At 56.8% G+C, this 24,457-nt stretch carries 21 protein-coding genes; 7 read left to right on the forward strand and 14 right to left on the reverse strand.

The genetic code is table 11. From position 1 onward, the window contains the following. The first annotated feature begins 15 nt into the window (after nucleotides 1-15). The 3 genes from gltX to ACVDG4_RS04280 all read left to right on the forward strand — a co-directional run bounded on the left by gltX (nucleotide 16) and on the right by ACVDG4_RS04280 (nucleotide 3,482). Nucleotides 16-1,440 carry a glutamate--tRNA ligase gene (gltX, locus tag ACVDG4_RS04270; protein WP_447234135.1) on the forward strand — a complete coding sequence of 475 codons (1,425 nt, stop codon included), beginning with the start codon at nucleotides 16-18 and terminating at the stop codon, nucleotides 1,438-1,440. Between the two features lie 233 nt (nucleotides 1,441-1,673). Continuing rightward, entirely contained in the window at nucleotides 1,674-2,966 is a 1,293-nt protein-coding gene (gene gltA / locus ACVDG4_RS04275; protein WP_133950011.1) for a citrate synthase, read from the forward strand. A gap of 198 nt (nucleotides 2,967-3,164) precedes the next feature. Beyond that, nucleotides 3,165-3,482 carry a hypothetical protein gene (locus tag ACVDG4_RS04280; RefSeq protein ID WP_447234136.1) on the forward strand — a complete coding sequence of 106 codons (318 nt, stop codon included), beginning with the start codon at nucleotides 3,165-3,167 and terminating at the stop codon, nucleotides 3,480-3,482. Between the two features lie 47 nt (nucleotides 3,483-3,529). Here ACVDG4_RS04280 and ACVDG4_RS04285 read toward each other — a convergent pair whose 3' ends face one another. From ACVDG4_RS04285 to ACVDG4_RS04300, 4 genes are all read right to left on the reverse strand, one after another. Next, nucleotides 3,530-4,513 (reverse strand): universal stress protein, encoded by a 984-nt coding sequence (locus ACVDG4_RS04285; RefSeq protein WP_447234137.1) that lies wholly within the window; start codon nucleotides 4,511-4,513, stop codon nucleotides 3,530-3,532. After that, nucleotides 4,510-6,234, reverse strand: a complete 1,725-nt coding sequence (locus tag ACVDG4_RS04290) for a cation:proton antiporter (protein WP_447234138.1) — start codon at nucleotides 6,232-6,234, stop codon at nucleotides 4,510-4,512. The genes ACVDG4_RS04285 and ACVDG4_RS04290 overlap by 4 nt, the downstream gene beginning before the upstream one ends. 28 nt (nucleotides 6,235-6,262) lie before the next feature. Beyond that, nucleotides 6,263-7,282, reverse strand: coding sequence for an alcohol dehydrogenase AdhP (adhP, locus tag ACVDG4_RS04295; protein WP_447234139.1), 1,020 nt, complete (start codon nucleotides 7,280-7,282; stop codon nucleotides 6,263-6,265). 192 nt (nucleotides 7,283-7,474) lie between these two features. Next, nucleotides 7,475-7,666 carry a helix-turn-helix domain-containing protein gene (locus ACVDG4_RS04300; RefSeq protein ID WP_209177743.1) on the reverse strand — a complete coding sequence of 64 codons (192 nt, stop codon included), beginning with the start codon at nucleotides 7,664-7,666 and terminating at the stop codon, nucleotides 7,475-7,477. A 261-nt stretch (nucleotides 7,667-7,927) separates the two neighbouring features. Between ACVDG4_RS04300 and ACVDG4_RS04305 the strand changes: the two genes are divergently transcribed. Beyond that, a complete protein-coding gene (locus ACVDG4_RS04305; RefSeq protein WP_447234140.1) occupies nucleotides 7,928-8,470 on the forward strand; it encodes a metal-independent carbonic anhydrase family protein in 543 nt (180 codons plus the stop codon). 375 nt (nucleotides 8,471-8,845) lie between these two features. Then, the gene (locus ACVDG4_RS04310; protein WP_447234141.1) at nucleotides 8,846-10,738 is read left to right on the forward strand and encodes a PhoX family protein; all 1,893 of its coding nucleotides are present in this window, start codon (nucleotides 8,846-8,848) and stop codon (nucleotides 10,736-10,738) included. 67 nt (nucleotides 10,739-10,805) lie between these two features. Here ACVDG4_RS04310 and ACVDG4_RS04315 read toward each other — a convergent pair whose 3' ends face one another. Continuing rightward, nucleotides 10,806-11,501 carry a type 1 glutamine amidotransferase domain-containing protein gene (locus ACVDG4_RS04315; RefSeq protein WP_447234142.1) on the reverse strand — a complete coding sequence of 232 codons (696 nt, stop codon included), beginning with the start codon at nucleotides 11,499-11,501 and terminating at the stop codon, nucleotides 10,806-10,808. A gap of 140 nt (nucleotides 11,502-11,641) precedes the next feature. Here ACVDG4_RS04315 and ACVDG4_RS04320 point away from each other — a divergent pair, with 140 nt between their 5' ends. Further along, the gene (locus ACVDG4_RS04320) at nucleotides 11,642-12,535 is read left to right on the forward strand and encodes a LysR family transcriptional regulator (RefSeq protein WP_447234143.1); all 894 of its coding nucleotides are present in this window, start codon (nucleotides 11,642-11,644) and stop codon (nucleotides 12,533-12,535) included. Between the two features lie 51 nt (nucleotides 12,536-12,586). On the opposite strand, the gene ACVDG4_RS04325 is transcribed toward ACVDG4_RS04320, so the two are convergent. Continuing rightward, nucleotides 12,587-14,080, reverse strand: a complete 1,494-nt coding sequence (locus tag ACVDG4_RS04325) for a multicopper oxidase domain-containing protein (protein WP_447234144.1) — start codon at nucleotides 14,078-14,080, stop codon at nucleotides 12,587-12,589. 218 nt (nucleotides 14,081-14,298) lie between these two features. Between ACVDG4_RS04325 and ACVDG4_RS04330 the strand changes: the two genes are divergently transcribed. Beyond that, nucleotides 14,299-14,838, forward strand: a complete 540-nt coding sequence (locus ACVDG4_RS04330; protein ID WP_447234145.1) for a helix-turn-helix transcriptional regulator — start codon at nucleotides 14,299-14,301, stop codon at nucleotides 14,836-14,838. Nucleotides 14,839-14,902: 64 nt separating this feature from the next. Here the strand turns inward: ACVDG4_RS04330 and lpxB are convergent, their stop codons facing one another. From lpxB to ACVDG4_RS04370, 8 genes are all read right to left on the reverse strand, one after another. Further along, nucleotides 14,903-16,099 (reverse strand): lipid-A-disaccharide synthase, encoded by a 1,197-nt coding sequence (lpxB, locus tag ACVDG4_RS04335; RefSeq protein WP_447234146.1) that lies wholly within the window; start codon nucleotides 16,097-16,099, stop codon nucleotides 14,903-14,905. Next, nucleotides 16,096-16,980 (reverse strand): LpxI family protein, encoded by an 885-nt coding sequence (locus ACVDG4_RS04340; protein WP_447234147.1) that lies wholly within the window; start codon nucleotides 16,978-16,980, stop codon nucleotides 16,096-16,098. Before ACVDG4_RS04340 ends, lpxB begins: the two co-directional genes overlap by 4 nt. Before the next feature lie 13 nt (nucleotides 16,981-16,993). Further along, a complete protein-coding gene (lpxA, locus tag ACVDG4_RS04345; protein WP_447234148.1) occupies nucleotides 16,994-17,782 on the reverse strand; it encodes an acyl-ACP--UDP-N-acetylglucosamine O-acyltransferase in 789 nt (262 codons plus the stop codon). A 6-nt stretch (nucleotides 17,783-17,788) separates the two neighbouring features. Next, the gene (gene fabZ, locus ACVDG4_RS04350) at nucleotides 17,789-18,253 is read right to left on the reverse strand and encodes a 3-hydroxyacyl-ACP dehydratase FabZ (protein ID WP_008192525.1); all 465 of its coding nucleotides are present in this window, start codon (nucleotides 18,251-18,253) and stop codon (nucleotides 17,789-17,791) included. Nucleotides 18,254-18,319: 66 nt separating this feature from the next. Next, complete coding sequence (gene lpxD, locus ACVDG4_RS04355; protein ID WP_447234149.1) at nucleotides 18,320-19,357, reverse strand: UDP-3-O-(3-hydroxymyristoyl)glucosamine N-acyltransferase; 1,038 nt, start codon at nucleotides 19,355-19,357, stop codon at nucleotides 18,320-18,322. Nucleotides 19,358-19,457: 100 nt separating this feature from the next. Next, nucleotides 19,458-21,815, reverse strand: coding sequence for an outer membrane protein assembly factor BamA (gene bamA / locus ACVDG4_RS04360; RefSeq protein WP_209175830.1), 2,358 nt, complete (start codon nucleotides 21,813-21,815; stop codon nucleotides 19,458-19,460). 194 nt (nucleotides 21,816-22,009) lie between these two features. After that, a complete protein-coding gene (rseP, locus tag ACVDG4_RS04365; RefSeq protein ID WP_447234150.1) occupies nucleotides 22,010-23,146 on the reverse strand; it encodes an RIP metalloprotease RseP in 1,137 nt (378 codons plus the stop codon). Between the two features lie 99 nt (nucleotides 23,147-23,245). Continuing rightward, the gene (locus ACVDG4_RS04370) at nucleotides 23,246-24,457 is read right to left on the reverse strand and encodes a 1-deoxy-D-xylulose-5-phosphate reductoisomerase (protein ID WP_447234151.1); all 1,212 of its coding nucleotides are present in this window, start codon (nucleotides 24,455-24,457) and stop codon (nucleotides 23,246-23,248) included.

Below are 24,457 nucleotides of genomic sequence, written 5' to 3' on the forward strand. Positions count from 1 at the left end.
CTTTCAAAAAGCACCATGGCACAAGATATCGTCACGCGTTTCGCCCCATCCCCGACCGGATTTCTACATATTGGCGGCGCCCGCACCGCCCTCTTCAACTGGCTCTTCGCCAAGCATCACTGCGGCAAAATGCTGCTGCGCATCGAAGACACAGACCGGGCCCGCTCCACACAGGAAGCGGTCGATGCGCTGATGGATGGCCTTTCGTGGCTTGGTCTTGACTGGGACGGCGAACCGATCTCCCAGTTCTCCCGGGTCGACCGCCACAAGGAAGTTGTTGACCAGATGCTGGAAAACGGCACGGCTTATCGGTGTTACTCAACCCCGGAAGAGGTCGATGCCATGCGCGAAAAGGCCCGCGCAGAAGGACGCCCGCCGCGCTATGACGGCACCTGGCGCGACAAGGATGCGTCCGAAGCGCCCGAAGGCATTGATCCGGTCATCCGGCTGAAAGCTCCGCAAGATGGCGAAACGGTCGTGGACGACATGGTTCAAGGCCGTGTGGTGATCCCGAACAAGGATCTTGATGACTTTGTTCTCCTGCGCTCCGACGGCACGCCGACTTACATGCTGGCCGTCGTTGTCGACGATCACGACATGGGCATCACGCATATCATCCGCGGTGTCGACCATCTGACCAACGCCGCCCGCCAAACGCTGATTTTCAATGCCAACGGCTGGGACGTGCCGAAAATGGCGCATATCCCGCTAATCCACGGGCCGGACGGTGCCAAACTTTCCAAACGCCACGGCGCGACCGGAGCCGAGGCCTACCGGGCCCTTGGCTATCTGCCGCAAGCCATGCGCAATTATCTCGCGCGCCTCGGCTGGAGCCATGGTGATGAAGAGATCATGTCGCTTGAGGACATGATCAAATGGTTCGGCATGGATGCCGTTGGTCAGTCGGCAGCGCGCTTCGATTTCAAGAAGCTGGAAAATCTCAATGGCCATTACATGCGCGCCACCAACGACGCTGAGCTGCTGGAGCATTGGAAGGTCTATCTTACACATGCGGACGACGGGGCAGCTGTTTTGGAATGGATGTCGGACGCGGCCAATGCCCAAACGGCTCTGACCGCCCTTCCCGGCCTGAAGGAACGCGCAAAGACACTTGTCGAATTGACTGACAGCGCCTCCTACCTGTGGCGCCAGCGCCCGCTCGAGAATGACGAGAAGGCGATCAAGATCCTTACAGACGACGCCCGGGCGATTCTGGGCGATCTAAACGGCGTGCTTTCTGGCGTTGCTGACTGGCAAGCGGAACCGCTGGAGGCGGCTGTCAAAGCCTATGCGGAAGACAAGGATCTGAAACTCGGCAAAGTCGCCCAGCCACTGCGTGCAGCGCTCACCGGCCGGGGCACCTCCCCTGGCATTTATGACGTGCTGGTTGCACTCGGCCGCGACGAATCCCTCGCCCGGATTGCCGATCAGGCTGCCTGACGTAAGGGAGCACAAAGGACCGGCGCGTTTTGCTGCAGCGCGCCGGAACATTGGCAAACATCAACATGTCGGCCTTTGACCAAAGCGTTATACGCTGCTGCTTGCGGCAGTGCGGCAAATGGGCTAGGCAAGACGCGACCATTCCTCCAGCACAGTCTGGCCGCCTCATTTGGGTCTTGCATCCAAGGCCCGTGGCTCGGCAGTGCAAGGGTAACAAATAGGGGGTTTTCTGAATGGCCGACAACAACGCCAAGCTCAACGTCGGTGGCAACGACCACGATTTCGACGTCCTTGACGGATCCATCGGACCGTCGGTTGTGAACATCTCGTCCCTTTACAAGGACACGGGCATGTTCACCTACGACCCGGGCTTTACCTCAACCGCATCGTGCGAATCCAAAATCACCTACATCGATGGTGACGAAGGCACGCTGCTGTATCGCGGGTATCCGATCGAACAACTCGCCGACCATGGTGACTTCCTGGAATCCTGCTATCTGCTGCTGTATGGCGAACTGCCGACCAAGGCGCAGAAAGACGATTTCGTCACCCGTGTGACCTATCACACGATGATCCACGAACAGATGAACCGGTTCTATTCCGGTTTCCGCCGCGACGCCCACCCGATGGCGATCCTCTGCGGCACCGTTGGCGCCCTGTCAGCGTTCTATCATGACAGCACCGACATCTCCGATCCGCATCAGCGGATGGTGGCGTCCCTGCGCATGATCGCAAAACTGCCGACCATGGCTGCAATGGCCTATAAGTACCACGTCGGTCAGCCGTTCGTTTATCCGCGCAACGACCTGGGTTACGCAGCGAACTTCCTGCACATGTGCTTTGCCGTTCCGTGTGAAGAGTACAAGGTGAACCCGGTTCTGGCGCGCGCCATGGACCGTATCTTCATCCTGCACGCTGACCACGAGCAGAACGCTTCCACATCGACCGTGCGTCTTGCCGGATCCTCCGGTGCGAACCCGTTCGCATGTATTGCAGCTGGCATTGCCTGTCTCTGGGGCCCGGCACACGGCGGGGCAAACGAAGCAGCGCTCAACATGCTGTCCGAAATCGGTTCTGTTGACCGCATTCCGGAGTTTGTTGCCCGCGCGAAAGACAAGAACGATCCGTTCCGTCTCATGGGCTTCGGTCACCGGGTCTACAAGAACTACGATCCGCGCGCCAAGATCATGCAGAAAACCTGCCACGAGGTGCTCGGCGAACTCGGCATCAAGGACGACCCGCTCCTCGACATTGCGATGGAGTTGGAAAAAATCGCCCTCAACGATCCGTATTTCGTCGAGAAGAAGCTCTATCCGAACATCGACTTCTACTCCGGCATCACGCTGCGTGCGCTCGGTTTCCCGACTACCATGTTCACAGTGCTGTTCGCGCTTGCGCGGACCGTCGGCTGGATCGCCCAGTGGAAGGAAATGGTGGAAGATCCGTCTCAGCGTATCGGCCGCCCGCGTCAGCTCTACACAGGTGCTACCAAGCGCGACTACGTGCCGATCGATCAGCGCCGCTGATTGGTTGACGAACTGACCAGACAAAAGCCCCGGATCGCAGATCCGGGGCTTTTTTGTTTCTGGGGGGAAATGCCGCCTACCAGAAAATATCTGGTTCTCGCATCACCGGTCTCATCTACCTAAAAGCACTTACGCAGTCGCCACAGCTTGTGCGTGCAAGACCCGCGTGTTGTAATTTTCTGGGATGGAGGAGCATCAATGCATGACCAACGTCACAAGTCGAAAAGACTGCAATCGCCGCACGAAGACGTGCTGGTCAATGATCTGATCCCGCGCGTCGCCCAGGAGTTGCACAAACGCTTTGCAGCCAGGCTTTCCGAAAAACCGGAGACCTTGAGTAATTCCAAATCGCGATTTGAAGATGTACCGCGCCTCCGAAGTGATCGGGCACGCCGCCGCTTTCCGGTCCATACCCAGTTCACAAGCCCTTGCGACACCTGCGAACGGTATCAGCGTGCTCCGCTGCCGTTCAACTTGCATCACGGGACCGCCGCGCCGCCGACAGGCATTCGCTAGGCCTTCTACCGGCCAGCTTGAGACCCGGCGGCAACACTCTTTCGATGTCAGGGTGCCAGCAATGGGCTGACAAACCCTTCAGGTTTGACGGCAAGCACCGGACATTGAAGGCTATTGACGATGTTCTCAGCCGTGTTGCCAATGAAAACGCCGCTGAGCCCGGTCCGCGCGACAGTTCCCATAACCACGAGATCCGCGTTTTGAATGTTGCTCTGAATTTCTATCACGCGTTCCACTGCGCCGCGGGCAAGAAGTGGCTGTAAGACCACGTTCGAACTCGCCAATCTCTCACGCATGGTATTGAGCAACCGGTGCATCGCTTCTTCGCGGATTTTCAACGTCTCCTGCACATAGTCATTGGCTGCCTTGCGCGCATCCCCGGTGTCGGAAAAAGCCCAAACCATCCCCTCGCCTACCGCGTCCCAGGCATGAAGTATGATGATTTCTGACCCGGGTGCATGTGCAACACGCACCGCAGCTTCGACAACGCGCTGGTTCAGCATGTCCAGAGTGTCCGGTTCCGCCGCATCCCAGTTGTCCAAATCCACCGCCGCAATGATACGGCGCGGCGACGGCTCAGCGGTTCCGGACTGCAGCCAGACCGGACAAGGACATTTGCGCAAAAGATGCTGGTCGTTGCTTGCATGCAGGAAACCACTGACGCCGGTCAACGGCTCAGCTGCTTTCACCACAAAATCGCAGCCCGTTTCAGCAACATGCCTGATGATGTTCAGATAAGCTTTCCCGACAACAACTTGAGGTTCGATCGCTTGATCCGGCAGAACCCTTCTCAGGTTCTCTGTTGCAGACCTTTGCGCACGGGTCACCATCTCTTCAATGATCGCGTCTTTATCGCGTCCGGCCAACCGGGCGATAATTGCGATGTCCTGCGGTGGCTCCACGCAAGCGATCACCTCTAAGGCGGCCTCATACGCTTTTGCCAACTCGGCTGCACTCTTAAGTGCGATCTGCGTATCTGTGTCATCGATTACGGCGAGTACTTTTTTTGGACGCCCGAGCTCCCCAATCATACCGGCAGCTCCTTTTGACCTTCAGGATCCTGTAGACCGGGCAAAGAGGGAGCCGCACGCCCGGCTATCATGTTTGCTGCGGCATAAGCTGCGTCACGGTATGGCATCATGACGATATCAGCGTTTATCCTTGAGAGAGCCTCCGCAGTCACCTCGCGGTGTGCGGCAACCGCAACACGTCCCTCAAACCCAAGATCACGGGCAGCTTTCAGCAAAGCAAAGCGCGGGTCATCATGTGTCACACCGGTGTCGTGTTCCGGAACAGCCATCACGAGCCATTCCGCATTGCCAAGTGGAAGATGAGCAAGAAACTCCGGATCCGTGGCATCTCCAAACAACACGTCATAGCCAAGTGCCCGGGCATTTCTGACAGCACCTGGACTGAAATCCACCCCCAAGATCCGTTTGCCATCCTCTTTCAAAGCGCTGGCAATCCCGAGCCCGTACCGCCCCAGACCAAACAGGATGACGTCATAGGACTTTGCAGACACGCTGCTGCCTTCGGGTTCGGCGGCCGTGTTGCGCCGTTCGAAGACCCCAAGGAACGGTTCGAGCGCGGCATAGAGCTGATGCGAGAAGGTGATCATGTAGGTCGATGCTGCGATTGTGACCAACCCGACAAGTGTCACCAGCCCAAGCGCGCGTTCATCCACGTGGCCGATCGTCAGCCCCATCGCCATGAAGATCAGGGAAAACTCGCTGATTTGGGCAACGGTCAAGCCGGCAAGAAACCCGGTCCGCTTGCGGTATCCCATGGCCCCCATGATCGCTAAAACGATCAAAGGGTTGCCAATCAGAACGAACAAAGAGAGCACGATGGCAGGCCCTACACTCGCGCCGAGGACCGACAGGTCCAGCGATGCACCGAGCGCGATGAAAAAGAACAGCAACAAGAAGTCACGAAGGCTGGCAAGACGTGCAGAAATCGCCTCGCGAAAGGGAGTCGATGCCAGTGACACACCAGCCAGCAAACCGCCCAGCTCCTTGCCAAATCCAAGGTAATGGCCAACGGCTGCGAGCAATGCCGCCCAGCCAATGGCAAACGACACCAGCAGTTCCGGCGCCGTGGACAATTTTTCGACCAGCGGATTGGCTACAAAGCGGATGAAGAACGCAACGAACGCCAGCGTCGCCAATCCATAGCCGAAGACCCGCAAAACATCGGCAAAGGCGCTGTCGCTGCCGCTCGCACTGCCGACACCAATCGCCGAAAGCGTGATCATGGCGACGACGACAACGACATCCTGAACGATCAGGAAACCAAGGGCGATCCGGCCGTGCAGCGCGTCGATCTCACGCTTGTCCGACAAGAGCTTCACAATGATGATCGTTGACGAAAAGGTCAACGCGATGGCGACATAGATCGCGGTGGTTGGTGTCATGCCAAGCGCAAGCGCGATCAGGAAGCCGAAGACGGTCGTGAACAGGACCTGCCCCAGTCCGGTCACCAGTGCGACCGGACCGAGAGTTCGGACAAGATTGTAGTCCAGTTTCAGTCCGACGAGAAACAAGAGGACCGCAATTCCAAGCTCCGCCAGCAGATCGATCTGGGCGTCTGACTGCGCAATTCCAAGGACCGAGGGACCGGCGAGGATGCCAACGGCGATAAAGCTGACGATCAGGGGCTGTCGCAGCAACAGCCCTACAAAACCGACACTTGCTGCAAGAACGAGCAGAGCTGCGATCTCGTAAAAGATATAGCCCTCAATCGCCGCTGCCATGATTGAAATCCTCTCTGTTTGCCGCCGGTTACAACGTCATCACAATGCGGCCATCGATTTTGCCCTGCTCCATCCGGCCAAAGATGTCGTTGATGTTGTCGAGTGACTCTGTGGCGTAATGCGAAGCAACCTTTCCCTCTGCGGCAAATGCCAGGCTCTCAGCGAGGTCCGCCCGTGTTCCGACGATCGAGCCCCGGATTGTTTTCCGGTTGAGAACAACGTCAAAGATGTTGAGCGGGAAATCGCCGGGCGGCAGACCGACAAGGCTCATGGTCCCGCCGGGAGCCAGCATGCCGACCGCCTGAGCAAAAGCTGAATTCGAGACGGCCGTTACCAAAACGCCGTCTGCGCCGCCCAATCGGGTCAGCTCAGCCACTGGGTCTTGCGTCTTGGCATTGATCGTGACTTCGGCGCCCAAATCGGACGCAAGCCTCAGCTTGTCATCAGCAACGTCCACGGCAATGACATGCAGACCCATTGCCTTGGCATACTGCACCGCGAGGTGCCCCAATCCACCGACACCGGATATGACGACACTTTTTCCCGGGCGGAGGTCACATTCCTTCAGGCCTTTATAGACCGTGACGCCAGCACACAGGATCGGCGCGGCCGGCGCGAAGTCGACCCCGTCCGGAATATGCCCGACATAGACCGGATCAGCCTCGACATATTCGGCGAACCCGCCATTGACTGTGTATCCGGTGTATTGCGGATCGGTCCGGCAAAGGGTTTCCCATCCGGTTATGCATGAGTTGCAGTGGCCGCAAGCACGATGAAGCCAGGGCACCCCAACACGGTCACCCTCCTTCACAGACGTCACACCGCGTCCGACCTCGGCAACGTAGCCCACACCCTCATGGCCCGGAATGAAGGGCGGTTCAGGCTTGACGGGCCAATCGCCTTTGGCAGCATGGAGATCGGTATGGCACACACCGCTGGCTTCGATCTTGACCACGATGTGGCCTTCTCGAGCGCCTGGTTTTTCGACCTCTCTGATTTCCAGTGGCTTGCCAAATCCCGTGACCACTGCAGCTTTCATTTTGGGCATTGCTTGTCCTCGTGATTTTGAGTGGAAGTTTTTGCGTGCCTTCGGTGCACAAGCTCTCAAATGCGTGTGCCTTCGGTTCGCGCGTTTTGTTCGTTCGTATGACTGTTTGCGCCAATTAATCAGCGGGCAATTTTCGGCGTTCGCCGATTAAACAGACTGTGCAGCAGTAACTAAAAGCATGGGCCGACTGGCTTATTTCCAACTGGGAGCTCTGGTCGCGTGTTCATTGACAAAGGCCTCCAGGTCTTTGACCGCCACGCGAAACTCCCGGCCGAGCTTCACGGCCCGCAGTTCCTGTTGATGGATCCAGGTCCGTACCGTTGGTTCCCGCACCTTCAGGAGTTCGGCGATTTCATGCGTTGTCAGAAAAGGTTTGCTCAGCATTTTCGTCTCCGATGTGTGCTCACCGTACCTGCAGGCAGCTCAACAGCCATTGATCCTCGTCAAACACTCTCAGATATTTTCAAAAACGCTCAACAGCTATCAATATTGTTTGCGCTTTGGGAAAGAAGGCCGGGTTTAAGGCTGTAAAATGGTCAGCGGTCCGGCTCAAATATTAAAATATTTTAATTGGTAACGTGATTGTCGACTTCCCATCTCCAGGTTGTCTTTGGATGAACCTGCCATTTCTTGGAGGAGAGAAGTATGTTGAGACCTGCCGCTTTCGCCATTGCTGCCGCGCTCGCAGCGACCGCCGTGTCCGCCACCGCGGCGACAAAGCCTTCTGGTGAACTGACGGAGAAGGAGGTCACTGCCCTGAAAACCGCCTGGGGCGAAGGCATCGTCAACATCGGCAAGGTGCATTCGGACGGTGGAGACTATAGAGCGGCGGCAACAAACCATATCGAGCAGTTTTATGCTTACGGCGACCGCCCTGTCCTTTTTAAACCAACGCTCGCCAGTGAAGATCAGTTCCGGGGAGACTTTGACGCGGCCCTCTCCTACTTTGTGGGCGGCGATATCTCCGAGGACAATGGCTTTGCGATCGCGCCTTATAGCAATGTCCGCTGGGAACCGGAGGGCATGGTGATCAGCGGCGAAACCGCCATGACCATGGGCAACTACTACTTCATGACCACTGACGGCACAGAAGTGAAGGTTGAATACACCTTTGGTGTTGAGCGGATGGAAGATGGCGATCTGAAGATCGTGCTGCACCACTCATCTGTTCCTTTTTCGCCGAGCTGAGAGCTGCAAAGGACCCTGTAATTCTTTGGGAGGCGTTGGCAGTACGCCACAGCCTCCCAACGTGTTTTCCGAGCCAGGGCTCCCTCTGTTCGGCTTGATCAAGATGAACTCAAACGGGGCCGCGATACCGGAACAAACCCGGACAAATTTCATATCTTTTGGAATGAATGACGGCGGGAAGCGTCATCCATTTGAAATCTAAATTTGCATAGATCCGATGGGTACGGGCGTTTCAATCGAAGGAATGAAACGGTCGTTCAGATCATCGCTTTGACAGCTAAATAGTTGCAGCTATAGTCAATGCGACCCTGGCGGGTGCCAACCAAAAATTCTTAGCCAAGACCGAAAACGGTCGCTAGCCTGGAGGAGCCTTCAATGGCCAACATCGACACCAAAGATTTGTCGTTCGATGAATTTGACGAGGTCGTAAATCCCCGTCCCGAAGAGAATGATTTTGACAGGATCGTTGAATCGGCCCTTAGCCGCCGCGGCTTTCTGGGCGGCGTTTTGGCATTTGGCAGCTTTACCGCCCTTGGCACGAGCCTGGTGCCGACCGGTGCAAAGGCTGCGGACGGCCGCTTTGCCTTCACCCAGATCCCGACCTCGACAGCGGATGCAGTGATTGTCCCGGAAGGCTACAAATCGGAAATCCTAGTGCAGTGGGGCGATCCATTGTGGTCCGATGTTCCCGAGTTTGATGATGCGACCCGCGGCACGGCGGATAGCCAGGCCCGCGCGTTCGGCGACAATACGGACGGCATGGACGTGTTCTCCCATGACGGCAAGACGCTTCTCGTCGTGAACAACGAATACACCAACCGCGACATCATCGCGCTGAGCGCTGAAGACAAGCGCATCATGGCCGAAGACGACATTGCCAAGGGCATGATGGCCCACGGCATTTCAGTTGTTGAAATCGCCAATGACGGTGGCGCCTGGAAAATCGTCAAGGACAGCCCGTACAACCGCCGCATCACGCCACAAAGCGAGATGGAGCTGACCGGACCGGCCGCAGGCCATGACTTGATGAAGACCGAGGCCGATCCAACCGGCACCAAGTCTCTTGGGACCTGGAACAACTGCGGCAACGGCGTCACCCCATGGGGCACGTACCTGACCTGTGAAGAAAACTTCAACGGCTATTTTTCCGCTCCGGAAAATCCGGACCACGAAGTAACTCCGGAACTTGCTCGGTATGGCGTGTCTGCAACGGACTGGGGCTACAACTGGGCTGTAATTGAAGATCGTTATGATGTCTCCAAACATCCGAACGAGCCGAACCGCGCCGGTTATGTTGTCGAGATCGATCCGACCGACCCGACCTCCACACCGAAAAAACGAACCGCCCTTGGTCGTTTCAAACACGAAAACGCCGAAGCCGTGGTCAACAATGACGGCCGCATTGTCGTATATATGGGCGATGATGAGCGCGGTGAATTCGTCTACCGCTACGTTTCCAACGGTGTTTACGCACCGGGTGCTCCGACTGACGCACTGTTGGACGACGGCATTCTTTATGTTGCGAAGTTCAGCGACAACGGCACCGGCGCATGGGTGGCCCTGACCCCGGAAACAACCGGCATGGATCAGGCTGAAATCCATATCCATACCCGCCAGGCAGGATCCAAAGTCGGCGCAACCACCATGGACCGTCCGGAGTGGATCTCGGCCAATCCAAAGGCACCGGAAGTCTACTGCTGCCTGACCAACAACAAGAACCGTGGCGTCAAGCCGAATGCCGGTGGCGACGACACATCCGTCAACGGTCCGAACCCGCGCGAGAAGAACAACTACGGGCAGATCGTGCGCTGGCGCCCGGATGGCGGCGACCACACGGCTCCGGGTTTCACCTGGGATCTTTATGTTCTTGCGGGCAACCCAACCGTTCATTCCGATGCCTATGCCGGCTCCGCGAACGTCAACGAAGAGAACATGTTCAACTCGCCGGACGGCCTGGCTTTCGACTCCAACGGCCTGGTCTGGATCCAGACGGACGGCAACTACAAGAACGAAGGCGACTTTGCCGGTCAAGGAAACAACCAGATGCTTGCCGGCGACCCGGTTACCGGTGAAATCCGCCGCTTCATGGTTGGTCCGAACGAGTGTGAAATCACCGGTCTGACCTGGAGCCCGGACCGCCGGACCATGTTTGTTGGCATCCAGCACCCGGGCGAGCGCGGCAACAGCCACTGGCCGGCTGGTGGCACGTCTGTTCCACGGTCCGCGATCATCGCAGTGACCCGGGAAGATGGCGGCCTCGTCGGCTAACGCCGTTTCCCTGAGGCAAAATAAAAGGGCGCCGCTTGGCGCCCTTTTTCATTTCTGTCTTGTGTGCTTATCCGAGCTGGGCGAGCACTTTTTCTGCGACAGCTTCAGAACTTGCCGGGTTCTGGCCGGTGATCAAATTGCCGTCTTCGACCGCAAATGAAGACCAGCTGGCCACGCTTTCATATGCCCCGCCCTTTGCCTTCAACTCATCTTCCAGAAGGAATGGAACCACATTGGTCAGGCCAACGGCGTCTTCCTCGGCATTTGTGAACCCGGCAACCTTTCGGCCGCTCACAAGCGGTGCTCCGTCTGGTGTCTTGGCATTAAGTAGCACTGCGGGTGCGTGACAGACCGCGCCAACCGGTTTGCCGGCGTTGAAGAAAGTCTCGATCAGGCCAATGGACGTCGTGTCGTTGGTGAGATCCCACAAAGGGCCATGGCCGCCCGGGTAGAAGATCGCGTCATAGTCCGCAGCGTTTACGTCATCCAATTTCAGGGTGTTTGCCAAAGCCTTCTGGGTTTCCGGGTCAGCATCAAACCGGCGGGTTGCGTCGGTTGCCGCAGACGGATCGGAACTCTTTGGATCGATCGGCGGCTGGCCACCTTTCGGCGAAGCAAGCGTGATATCCGCACCAGCATCTTTAAAGGCATAGTAAGGGGCGGCAAATTCTTCGACCCAGAAGCCGGTTTTCTGACCGGTGTCGCCAAGATCTTCATGGCTGGTCAGAACAATCAGAACTTTTTTGTCAGATACCTGCGGCATTAAAATTCTCCCTTGTCAAAAATGGACGGACAATCTGTCCGGCGTGACCTTGATTTAATTCGCTCACCCAGTAATACCAATGACAAATTGATTGACCTTAATGTCACAATTATTGAGACAAGCCTGGGAGCACCGTCCGCATGGAAGCGTCAATCGAACACCTCAAGAGCCTAATGGTTTTTGCGCAGGTGGCAGACAGCGGGTCGTTCAGTGCTGCCGGTCGGCATCTCGGCCTCACACGCGCCGTCGTCAGCTATCACGTGAACAAACTGGAAGACGCCTACGGGCTCAGCCTTTTCCATCGGGCACAACGAAGTCTAAAAATCACAGAAGCCGGAGCGAAGCTGCTCGGCCATTGCCGGATCATCATGGATGAGACCGTGGCTGCTCAGCGAGCCATTGAGCGCTACAAGCAGGAGCCGGAGGGCGTTTTACGCATTTCATGCCCTGTGAGCGTCGGCCTTAATCACATGGTTCCGGTTCTCGGTGCCTTTCACAAGCTCTACCCAAAAATTAAGCTCAACGTCAGTTTCTCAGACACGGTCGTCGACATTCTGGAAGAGGGTTTTGATCTTGCTATCCGCGGGGCCCCGCTGCCCGATTCAGACCTGAAGGCCACACGGCTCGCAACGATCACGACCTGCCTGTGTGCGGCCCCCAGCTATTTTCTAGCCCGGTCCCGGCCCAAAACCATTGATGATCTGAGTGACCATCAATGGGTGCTGCACATGAACAAGCAGAAGGTGGAGATTCTCATCCCCGGAAGCGCCTCAAAAGTCTTCGAACCGGAGGGAAGCATCACCACCAACAATGCCGTTGCCCGCACAGCCTTTGTGGAAGCAGGCCACGGGATTGGACGCATCCCGCGGTATGATGCCGATCCGAAAATCCGCGCTGGCCTCTTGGAGGAGGTTCTTCCGGGAACACGGCTGCCGGAAATCGCCATCTATGGCGTCTTTCCGCCGGGAGCTGCCATGTCCAGCAACCTCCGCCTTCTGCTCGATTTTACAAAGCAGGCTTTTCAGACCAACTGAACCTCAGTCCGTTCTAGAAAACAGCCTGTTTCACGGTTCAAAATGCCAAAACTAGGTGACTGTGAACTGTCCCATCATTCCGCGATCCTCATGTTCGAGGATGTGGCAGTGATACATGTATGGATACTGTTCTGTCGCGATGTGATCAAACCGCACTACAATTTCAGACCAGTCGTCGTCATCCAGCACCACTGTATCTTTCCAGCCTAGCTGGTCTGCTGGAACCGCCTCTCCTTCCATCTGCTCGATCAGGAACGAACACCCATGAATGTGAAAGGGGTGAGCGCCCTGGTCTGACCGGATGCGCCAGCGCTCCCAGACACCAAGTCCAACGCGCTCGTTGATCACCGACATGTCCATGACAGCGCCGTTGATGGTCATGTCCATCTTGCCGTGACCGTCATGGCCCACGTGATCACCGCTGTGATCCATTTCGAGAACAAATTCCCGAACGTTCTTGATCTCATGTTCCTCAGGATGCCTGATATGGGCGAGCTTATCAGGCAACGGCGCCTTGTTGGCAACCAAACGGGCATCCGGACGCAAGGTCAAAGATGCTCTTGGTGGCGCGGCATCCGATCCACCCACCAAAGTGCTCAGGCCACCGACGATGCCCGCGCCCTCGTCATCGATCTCATCTTCAAAGAAGGTCAAAAACTCTACAGGGTTGGCGTCAGCCAAATCAACGACAATCTCACACCGTTCGCCAGGCGACATTTCCATTGTTGTCATGGGGACAGGTGTGGGCAGAAGACCGCCATCCGTCGCAATCTTGTGAAAGACGCGATTGTCGGAAAAAGCGATCACATAGAACCGTGCATTTGCCCCGTTGAGCAGCCGCAAACCAACCTTGCCGGCCGGGACATCTGCCACAAGCGGCCCGATGGCGCCGTTGATGACGACAGTGTCCCCAAACCAACCGTCTTCATCCGCATCATAGAGGGAATAGACGAACCGGCCCTCACCATCGAACGTCCGATCTTGAATGATTATCGGCAAATCATCCACACCATACCGGTTCGGCAGGTCCAATGCGTCGCTCTCGTCATCATCGATGATGATCATTCCAGCAAGGCCGCGATAGACTTGGTCGCCGGTCTTGCCGTGAGTGTGCGAATGATACCAGCACGTGGCAGCCGGTTGGACAATGGACAAGGAAGGTTGCCATCCTTCACCCGGCGCCATTTCCAGTTGGGGCCCGCCATCGACATCTCCTGGGACATGGAGGCCGTGGCCATGAATGGAAACGCCCTCATCCAGCGTGTTCATGTAGCTCAAGTTGAGTTCGGTGTTCCGGCGTGTCCGCAAAGTCGGTCCAAGAAAATTCTGGTTGATGCCGAGCGTTGGTGTCTTCACACCAGCCGGAAAGGTGTGTTCGCCAGCCCGGATTTTGAGATCAACCGGCTCTTCATTGGTGCCGTCAGCCAGGGGCGGTATCGGAAGAATGGTCGGAGCTGTTGTCGACCAGGCAGGGCTGATCAGGGATGCCCCGAACAGGGACGCGGAACCGGCAAGAAGCTGTCGGCGAGATAGGCGAAGCGACATTCAGGTCCCCAAATCAAAGATACGACCAAGACTGTTTGCGGCCATCCAGGAGACAAGCAGGATCACCGCCGTGATGCCTGAAATGTGTGATGATACCGACGCTTGGAGTCCATCGGACAAATGCCGGATCAAAGGGTTCAGATATCCGGCAAAGGGTCAATTTTGGGAACAAACCCGGTTTTGGTATGTTGGGCGACCCATCGATCAAGGAAATTCAAATGATAGATGCCTCGGGGCAATTCCGTTACCGGCAAACCATCTTTGTTGTGTTCGTGCTTATCGTTTTTGGCACCAGCGTCGTGGAGATTGTCACGGAGTTCATGAATGGAGAAACGTTGACCACCATGGTCGACGACATGTCAGGTGTGGCAGTCAGCGCCCTTGTGCTCATGGGCTTTGCCTTGGAGCGGCATGCCCAACACAAAGCGCTAAAAGACCTTCGAGGCAAACTGGAAAACGCCCGCGGGCAACTCGCGAAGCTCGATGCCCGCTCTCCTCAGCTTGCCGGACAGTATCGCGCGGTCATGCAGAAGCAGTTCGATGCCTGGAGTTTGACGGCAAGCGAGCAGGACGTTGTAATCGGTATGTTGAAAGGCCTGTCTTTCAGAGAGATCGCAGAACTGAGGCAGACCCGAGAAAAAACCGTTCGCCAACAAGCAACATCAGTTTATCGAAAGGCTGGCGTGAACAGCCGCAACGAGCTGACGGCCTGGTTTTTCGAGGACATGTTGGATGCCCCACCAGTTCGCGAGCCGTAACGCGTCATGATGGATATGCTCGCAGCGTTCTCAACGCAATCTTCAAAACTTGGACCAATGTTTCTTAGTTGTTTTTGCTCAAACACCCGATAACGACGTCTGCTGCGGCCGCGCTTTGGCTGTAGCCATCCGGCAACCGCATGACGTCATCAAGGCGGCTCAGTTCAGCGACCTGTGCCGCGCGTTCAGGACTGTCCGTGAGATAGCCCGTTAACAGGGATGCAAGCACATCCGGCTGAACCTCATCATTCAGGAACTCGGGAATCGCCTTCGTTCCCAGAATGATGTTTGGGAGCACAAAGGAGTCGACGCTGGCGAATTTGAAGATCTTGTTGAGGTCATTGAGCCTGCGGAAGAACCAGTCGACCTTGTAGGCCACAACCATCGGAACACCGGCAAGCGCCAGTTCCAATGACACCGTACCGGATGCTGCTAACGCGGCATGTGCACTGCGGAAAGCCGTGCGTTTTGCGTCAAGGCCGGTCACGATGTCCGGCTGGACTGGCCAGTTGGCAACGCCCTGCCGAATCCGGTTTTCCAGATGGGCCACTGCCGGCAGGACCACCCTCACCTCCGGCATATCCGCCTTCACCTGGGCGACCGTCTCGCCAAAAACGTCGAGAAGCCGTGTGATTTCGCTTCCCCGGCTGCCCGGCAAGATCAGCATGACTTTCTCGTCTGCCTCCAACGGCGCGCGTTCCCCTTCAGACGGGCGCAAGAGATCGGCGTTTTCACTTAACGGGTGACCGACATAGTGCGTGCGCGGACCGCCGAGCTTCTTATGCACCGCCGGTTCGAACGGCAAAAGCGCTAGCAACTCGTCGACATAGACGCTCATTTTTTTTGCCCGACCCGGCCGCCAAGCCCAGACTGACGGGGACACGTAACCAACAACCGGAATGTGCGGTGCCCGATTGCGCACGCGTTTTGCCACGTTGTGGGTGAAGTCCGGACTGTCGATGATGATCAGAACATCCGGCTTGGCAGCAATGGCAGCGTCGACGGTCTGATAGACACGCTTTACAATCAACGGCAAGCGCGCAAGCACCGCAGACAGTCCCATGACCGAGACATCGGACATGTTAAAAAAACTGGTGAGCCCGAGAGACGTCATGCGTTCTCCACCGACACCGCAATACCGCACGCCGGGGCCGAGTTTTTCGTTCAGCGCCTTGATCAGTTCCGACCCGAGCTGATCGCCCGATTCCTCACCGGCCACTATGCAAATGGTGGGCATGACGCTGGCCGCGGGCGTCGTCATTCGGCCGGACCTTGAGACAAGGCAGACTGGTCAATGCCGATGACAAACAAACCTGCCCGATCTGCCTGCGCCAGGGTTTCCTCCCGATCGGAAATCAAGGTGCCGCCGGCTTCAATCGCTATGCCTGCCAACCCTGCGGCTTCGGCCCGCTCAATCGTCCGTGGCCCGATGGTGGGCAGATCAACCCGCAAATCCTGATTGGGTTTGGCGGTCTTTACCAGTACACCAGTCTTGTTCTTTGCCCGGATCCGGCCGCTGCCACGCAAATCTGCGCAGCGTTCGAGCATAGCGTCGGTGCCTTCCGCGCCTTCCAACGCGACAACCCGGCCACCAATGGCCACAGCCGCCTGTCCAATGTCGAGTTCACCCAGTTTCTGGGTCGCGGTCAAGGCAAGCTGGATGTCCTGCCAATCGGTGTCCCGCGGCTGCGTTTTTCCCAAAACGCCGCTGGCTGCGAGAAGCCCGGGTGCAACATCCTTGATCCCCACCACGCGAAATCCCTCTACCTCGAAAAGACCAATAACCTTGGTCAGTAGGCTGTCATCGCCGCCGGCAAGCGCGCGAATAATGGTCGGCAACCGGCGGAGCGTGCCAAGATCACCCAGAATAGACGCGAAATCCGGGCGTTTCGACACACCGCCAATCAACATCACATCCCGGCAGCCACTCTTGTTCAAAAAGGCATAGAGCCGGCCGATTTCTCCCCAGCCGAGCTCGGCAGAGGCGAGCGACCGTGTTGCTGCATCGGCCTCCCCGCGGATCGCGACAACCTTGCACTCCCGGCCTGCAGCCGCCAGGGCATTGGCGACCTGCAACGGTATTCGGCCATTGCCGGCAATTAATGCAACCGGAGCATGGGAGGCGGTTTCGGCCAATGTCATGTCCAATACCCGCTTATGCAGGTGTGCAGAAGCGCCGGTCTTCCTCCTCAAGGATGAAGTCGGTCACTTTCTTTACCAGCGGCTGATCTTGGGAGTTTTCTGCAATCGCCTCGGCGCGCGTGCGCAAGGTTCCTTCATTGCTCTCAAACAGCGCCTTATAGGCCGCGCGCAACGCATGAATTTGCTCACGCGGGAAATTGGCGCGTTTCAATCCGATCAGGTTTAGTCCGCCAAGGTTCGCCCGGTTACCGGTCACCATGCCAAACGGAATGAGGTCGTTCTCAAGGCCGGCCATGCCGCCGACAAAGGCGTTGTCGCCAATCCGTGTGAACTGAATAACAGCGGACCCACCGCCGAAAATCACATTGCTGCCGACGGTTACGTGACCTGCGATCATTACGTTGTTGGACAAGATGACCCTGTCCCCAAGGTGACTGTCATGTCCGACATGGGAATTTGCTAGAAACGCACAATTGTTGCCGATTGTCGTGCTCAGTCCGCCGCCCTCGGTGCCCGGATTGATCGTTACGCCTTCGCGGATGATGCAGCCTTCGCCAATCGTCAGAGTGGCGGCCTCGCCACGGAACTTCAGATCCTGTGCCTGATGACCAACCGATGCGAACGGGAAGATGGCAGTGCCAGCTCCAATGGTCGTGTCACCGGCAAGCGCAACATGAGACTTCAGCTCAACGTTGTCGCCAAGTGTCACCTGAGACCCAATGACACAATAAGGGCCAATGCGCACGCCGACGCCGATTGTTGCACCGTCTTCAATGATCGCTGTTGGATGGATATCAGCCATAATTCCTCACGCGTCTACCAGCATCGCGCTGACCTCGGCTTCGGCGACTTTTGCGCCGTCAACCATGGCAACCGCATCGAACTTCCAGATGTTGGCACGTTGCTTGATTTTCTTGACGTGAAAATGGACCTGATCGCCCGGCTCCACAGGTTTGCGGAACTTCGCCCTATCGATGGTCATGAAATAGACCAGTTGCGGCGGGGCATCGGCACCGCGTGCATGAACACACAAGGCACCTGCCGTTTGCGCCATGGCTTCGATCAACAGTACACCCGGGAAAATTGGCCGTTCCGGGAAGTGGCCCTGAAACTGCGGCTCGTTGATGGTGACATTCTTGATGCCGATGCAGCTGTTGTCGCCGTCCATCTCGATGATCCGGTCAATCAGCAAAAACGGATACCGGTGCGGCAACAGCTTCATGACTTTCATGATGTCCGCTGTTGCGAGCGTTGTTTTTTCTGTTTCGTCCATTCTTCGCCCCTTGGCGGAGGTCCGCCAAAACTCTTCAAGTAATTAGATGTTTGAACTGCTGTCCGTTTACGATTTGCCGCCGCGTTCTGCAAGTTTTCTGACTGCAGCAACTTCGCGGAACCATTGTTTCACAGGTTTTGCGGGCGTTCCGCCGTAGCGTCCGCCGGCTTCCAAGCTTTCGCTGACAACGCTGACCGCCGCAACCTGAGCACCCATGCCGATGGTGACATGCCCGCCCACACCGCTCTGTCCGCCAATCGCCACATAATCTTCAAGCGTTGCGCTGCCGGAAATTCCGACTTGGGAGACGATGACGCAATGACGGCCAATGACGACATTGTGGCCAATCTGGACCTGGTTATCGATCTTCGTGCCTTCACCAATCACGGTGTCGCGGTTGGCCCCGCGGTCAATGGTGGTGTTGGCGCCAATCTCCACGTCATCCTGTATAACAACCCGCCCGACTTGTGGCACTTTCAAGTGTCCGCCCGGTCCCATGGCGTAGCCAAAACCATCTTGCCCGCAGCACACACCAGGATGAAGATAAACACGATTGCCCAAGATTGAATGCTGGACGGAACAATTGGCGCCAATGACACTGTCACGGCCGATACGTACGCCTGCCCCGATCACCGCATTGCTGCGAATGACAGTCCCAGCACCAATTTCTGCGCCTGCCCCGATAACCGCCCCAGCTTCAACGCACACACCGTCTTCAAGACTTGCTGTCTCATCGACCGATGCGCGCTCGGATACGCCTTCGACACCATGATCACGCGGAACCATTGCCTCAGGAAAGAGCTGAGCCAGCACTTTGGCCCAAGACCGGTAGGCATCCTTGCACACAAGCGCGGCAACGCCTGCGGGAACCTTGTCCTTGTGGCGTGTGTTAACGAGGCAGCCGGCTGCCGCAGTGGTGGTCAGCGCGTCGAGGTAAGCCGTGTTGTCGAAAAACACCAGCATGCCCGGACCGGCGTCTTCAAGCGGGGCAACTCCGGTGATTTCGGTTTCCGGTGCACCGTTCACCAGTTCGGCCTCTGCCCAACCGGCGATATCGCCGAGGCGTATACCTTCTGGAAAGTGAAAGAATTTCGGCTCGGACATCGGCATATCCTCTTTTGAACACCTGCGGTCCGGTTTGACCGTAACAAAAACGGCCGCCGTTTGATGCGGCGGCCGTCGGTTTTTGGGTAGAAACCGCTTCTTAGAAGGTGGTGCCACCACTCAGGCGGAACACCTGGGTGCGGTCAGAGTCTTCTTTCAGGAGCGGGTAAGCAAAGTCTGCCTTGAGCGGACCGAATGGCGACTGCCACCGGATACCGAAGCCGACTGAAGCACGCAGATCAAATCCATTGGAAAGGATCCGGCCTCCGCCAGCTTCAACGATATCAACCAATTCGTTGTCGGCATCCCACAGCGAGCCAGCATCGGCAAACAGTGCACCACCAAGACCCAGTTCTTTCGGAATGCCCGGGATCGGGAACTGTGCTTCAGTTGTCGCCGCAAAGTACCAACGGCCGCCGATCGCGTCATCAGACGTCGCATCACGAGGGCCGATACCCCGGTTTTCAAAGCCGCGGATCAGGTTGCCACCAAGCATGAACTGCTCTGACACCCGAAGACGCTCATTGAGGCCGATGATGTTACCACCACGGAACTGAACGCTGCCAACGAGGCCATAGTCAGCGAGGATTTCCTTGTAGGCACGTGCCTGGATTTCACTCTTGATGTACTGGCTGTCGCCACCAACACCGGCAAACTCCTGCCTGAAGGAGGCATAGATGCCGTCCGTCGGGTTCAGGTTGCGGTCAAGAGTGTTGTAGCGCAGCTCATAACCAACCAGCGAGGTCAGGTATGTTCCAAGGGAGTCACAGACAGCCAGCGAGAGGTTGGCAGTGCTACAGTTATTGATCCCGGTCGAGCCATATTTGCCGTCGGTGTTCTTCTCCTCGTAGATTGCATAGAACAGACGGAGTGTTGTCTCATCTTCGCGCAGCGGCAGGGTAAAGCCGAAGCCACCGCCTGTCCGCTCTTCGTCAAAAGACCGGTAGCTGTTGGCATCATTCACCTGACGGTAGACATCGAGGTCCAGCGCGACCCGGCGGCCCATGAAGAACGGCTCGATGAACCGGAACTCGTAGGTCTGGGTATCGGAACCACCACCAACACCGATTTTAACGTACTGGCCACGGCCCAGGAAGTTGCGCTCGGTCAGCGAGATGTCACCGACCACGCCATCGGTCGTGGAGTAACCGATACCGAAGGAGATTTCACCTGTCGGCTTTTCTTCAACCTGCACGTTCACAATCACGCGATCCGGTGCACTGCCCTGCTGGGTCGTGATGGATACACGCTCGAAGAAGTTCAAGTTGCGCAAACGGCGCTCAGCCTTGTCGATCAGGGCGCGGTTGAACGCATCGCCTTCAGCAACGTCAAACTCGCGGCGGATGACATACTCACGGGTCCGGTCGTTGCCGATGATGTTGATGCGCTCAACATACGCCCGCGGGCCTTCTTCGATGTAGTAGATCAGGTCGATCGTGTTGTTTTCGTAGTTCCGTGAACCACGCGGACGAACACGGGCAAACGCGTAACCTTCTTCAGAAACACGGAGCGTGATGTCTTCAACGGACTGCTCGACGCGCAGGGCGTTGAATGTCCGGCCGCTGCGGGTCCGAACCAGCCGGCGCAGATCTTCCGGGTCAACTTCGGCGATCGTGGAAACCACCTCAACGTTGCCGACATCGTAGCGATCGCCCTCATCAACCGTGAAGGTCACGTAGAAGATGTTGTTCTCGCGGTCGAGATCAGCACTTACAGAAACGATACGGAAATCCGCATAGCCTTTGTTGTTGTAGTATTGGCGCAGCAGCTCTTCGTCCGCAGCCAGACGATCAGGATCGTATGTGTCGGTGCTGCGCAACCAGCTCAGCAGCCCACTTTCGCGTGTGCGGATCACGTCCCGAAGACGGCCGTCGCTGAACGAGTTGTTGCCGATGAAACTGATGCGTTCCACACCGGTCTTCGCACCTTCATTGATTTCAAAGACCAGATCGACCCGGTTCTGACCGCGATCAATGATCTTCGGTTCAACGGCAGCGCCATAACGGCCGCTGCGGCGATAGGCTTCAAGAATGCTTTGGACGTCGGACTGGACTTTAGCTCGAGACAGCATGGACCGTGACTGTGACCGAACGGCTGTAGACAGCGCATCGTCCTTGATTTTGCGGTTCCCCTCAAAGGAGACCCGGTTGATCATCGGATTCTCGGTCACGGTCACGATGACGGTGCTGCCACGCGGGGTGATTTCTACCGTGGCAAACAAACCGGTTGCATACAGCGCCTTCAAAGACTCATCGACGTCAGCCGCGCCATAGGAGCGGCCGGGAACGATGGTCATGTAGCTGATGACCGTATCTTCCTCAATCCGGCTCGTGCCGCGAACTTCGATGTTGCGCGCAACAGCGGCTTCCGCCTGCGTTGCCCCCGCGAACGGACCAAAGTTGCCCGGAACAAACGATCCGGCTGAGAGAACCGCGGTCGCCAAAATTGCGGCTCTCAAGTGTTTCTGCAATCGCTGCATCAGTGCGCTATGCCTTTGTTTTTTAAAACCCCGTCTCGGAATTCATCCGATCACCCCCGGAGAATCCCAAAAATCGATCCATGTTTTATAGGTTTTTACCGATAACGCAACAGCAGTTGGCCGCCGAAATCGATTTAGTCAGAGGACGTTGCGTCAATGTCACGGCTCCCCGCTTAAAGGCTCATTAATCGCCAGATATCGTTCCAAGTCGCGAACACCATCAGCATTAGTACGAGGCCTAAACCGATGCGAAAACCAACTTCCTGCACCTTCTCGTTGAGCGGTTTTCCACGGATAGCTTCAGCCGCATAGAACACCAGATGGCCGCCGTCGAGAATCGGGATTGGAAGCAGGTTGATGAAACCGATCGAAACAGACAGAAAACCAGCGAGACTGATGAGCTCAATCAAGCCGAACTGAGCGACCGTTCCGGACACCTGCGCAATTTGTATCGGCCCACCCAATTGCTTTGCCGACTGCTCCCCGGCAAAGATCTCGCCGATGAAATTCACGGTATCGTAGATGATCTTGTAGGTACGCAGCACACCTTCCCAAAGCGCGCCGCCAACACCGAGCTGCTTCAAAATACGGGTATTTTCGTCACTTGCGATTGCCACGCCAATGCGCGGCTCCCGGTACTCAACACCGAACTGATTGACGTCGGTGACGTAGACGGGCACCACTGTCGCCGTGAGCTCGGCCCCGTCCCGCTCAATCCCGAGGACCAGCGGCTGGTCCGGGTTATGGCGCACTGTCCATTTCAAATCTTCAAAATAAGACAATGGCTTATCATTGATCGACAGGATTCGGTCACCCGTCTGAATGCCCGCTGTTTCGGCTGCGGAACCCTCGATAACCGTGGAGACGACCGGCAAGAGCTGCGGCTTTCCGTAAGCCATGAAGATCCCGGCAAAAATGATGACCGCCAGGATAAAATTGGCGATCGGACCGGCAGCCACGATCGCTGCACGCTGCCACACGGGTTTTGCGATGAAAGCCGTTCTGCGCTCTTCCTCGCTCATGCTGGCAATGTATTCCCGGTCCGGAACACTCGCGGCATTCTCGTCACCGGCAAATTTCACATAGCCGCCAAGGGGAATAAGCGACACTTTCCAGCGCGTGCCGCGTTTGTCGTACCAGCCAAACAATTCCCGCCCAAATCCAACGGAAAAAGCATCCACCTTCACGTTGCACCACCGCGCAACGGCAAAGTGGCCGAGCTCATGAAAGAAGACGACGATCGTCAGAACAAACAGGAACGGCACCATATAGCCGATCAGAAGGTCGTAGGCAGAGCCAAATATTTCCATGAGATTTCCGATTGTTCCCGCACAGTCCTTAAGCGCTACCTTAATAGCAATGGAATTACGGCACGTTAATGATCCAGCATTCGTTTCGCACCGGATAAATTAGGCGGCGCGGCTTGAAATCCAATGCCCAGTCCAAACACGAGCTTCCTGATCCAGCGCCAAAACGTCTTCTACCGTCGCAGCTGGTGCAAGCTTTCCTTTGGCAGAAAACGCCGATAGCGCCTCTTCGACAGCTGCCGGGATATCCATAAACCCGATCGCGCCCTTCAGAAAGGCCGCAACAGCTGTTTCGTCGGCGGCATTTAGAACCGCTGGTGCTGTACCGCCCGACCGCAGCGCCTCCAGCGCGATCCGTAGTGCCGGGAACCGCTTCATGTCCGGTGCCTCAAATGTGAGCGACGCTAGTTTCGCCAAATCCAGGCGCTCGACCGGTGCTTTCATCCGGCGCGGATAGGCCATGCAATGCGCAATCGGTGTGCGCATATCGGGACTGCCGAGCTGCGCAAGAAGCGATCCGTCGCGGTATTGGACCAGCCCGTGAACGGCAGATTGCGGATGGACAATAACATCCAACTGATCAGCACTCACCGGAAAAAAGTGATGAGCCTCAATAACTTCAAGACCCTTGTTCATCATCGTAGCGCTGTCGATGGAGATCCGCGCACCCATATCCCAATTTGGGTGTTTGAGCGCTTGCTGTGGTGTCACCCGCACCATATCTTCAAACGCCATCGTTCGGAACGGGCCGCCAGACGCAGTCAGAATGACCTTTTCTATGCTGTCCGGGTGAGAGGCCTCGAAGACCTGGAATATTGCGTTGTGCTCACTGTCGACCGGCAGGATTTCGGCGCCCTCTGCCGCAATCTTGCCCATGAACAGGTCCCCTGCGCACACCAGGCACTCCTTGTTGGCCAGTGCAATTCGCCGCCCGGGCTTAATAGCTGCCATGGTCGGCAAAAGACCGGCCGCGCCCACAATTGCGCCGATGACAAGATCTGTATCCCGGTCGACCGCCTCAAGCACAGCTTGATCACCGGACGCGCTCTCGATCCCGCTTCCAGAAAGCCGGTTTTTCAGATCCTCATAATTGCTCGGATCGGACAAAATAGCGGATTTGGCCTTCAAACGGAGCGCCATCTCCGCCAAGGCGTCAGCGCTTGAATTGGCAACCAAGGCAACAACTTCAAAGCGTTCGGGATTACGTGCAATCAAATCCGCGACGCTCTGGCCGATTGATCCGGTCGCGCCAAGAACTGTAACGCGAACCATTTTTGCCGGATAGTCTTGCTCTTGTTCTGCCGTCAACGGCAC

This window comes from Roseibium sp. MB-4 (assembly GCF_053005265.1).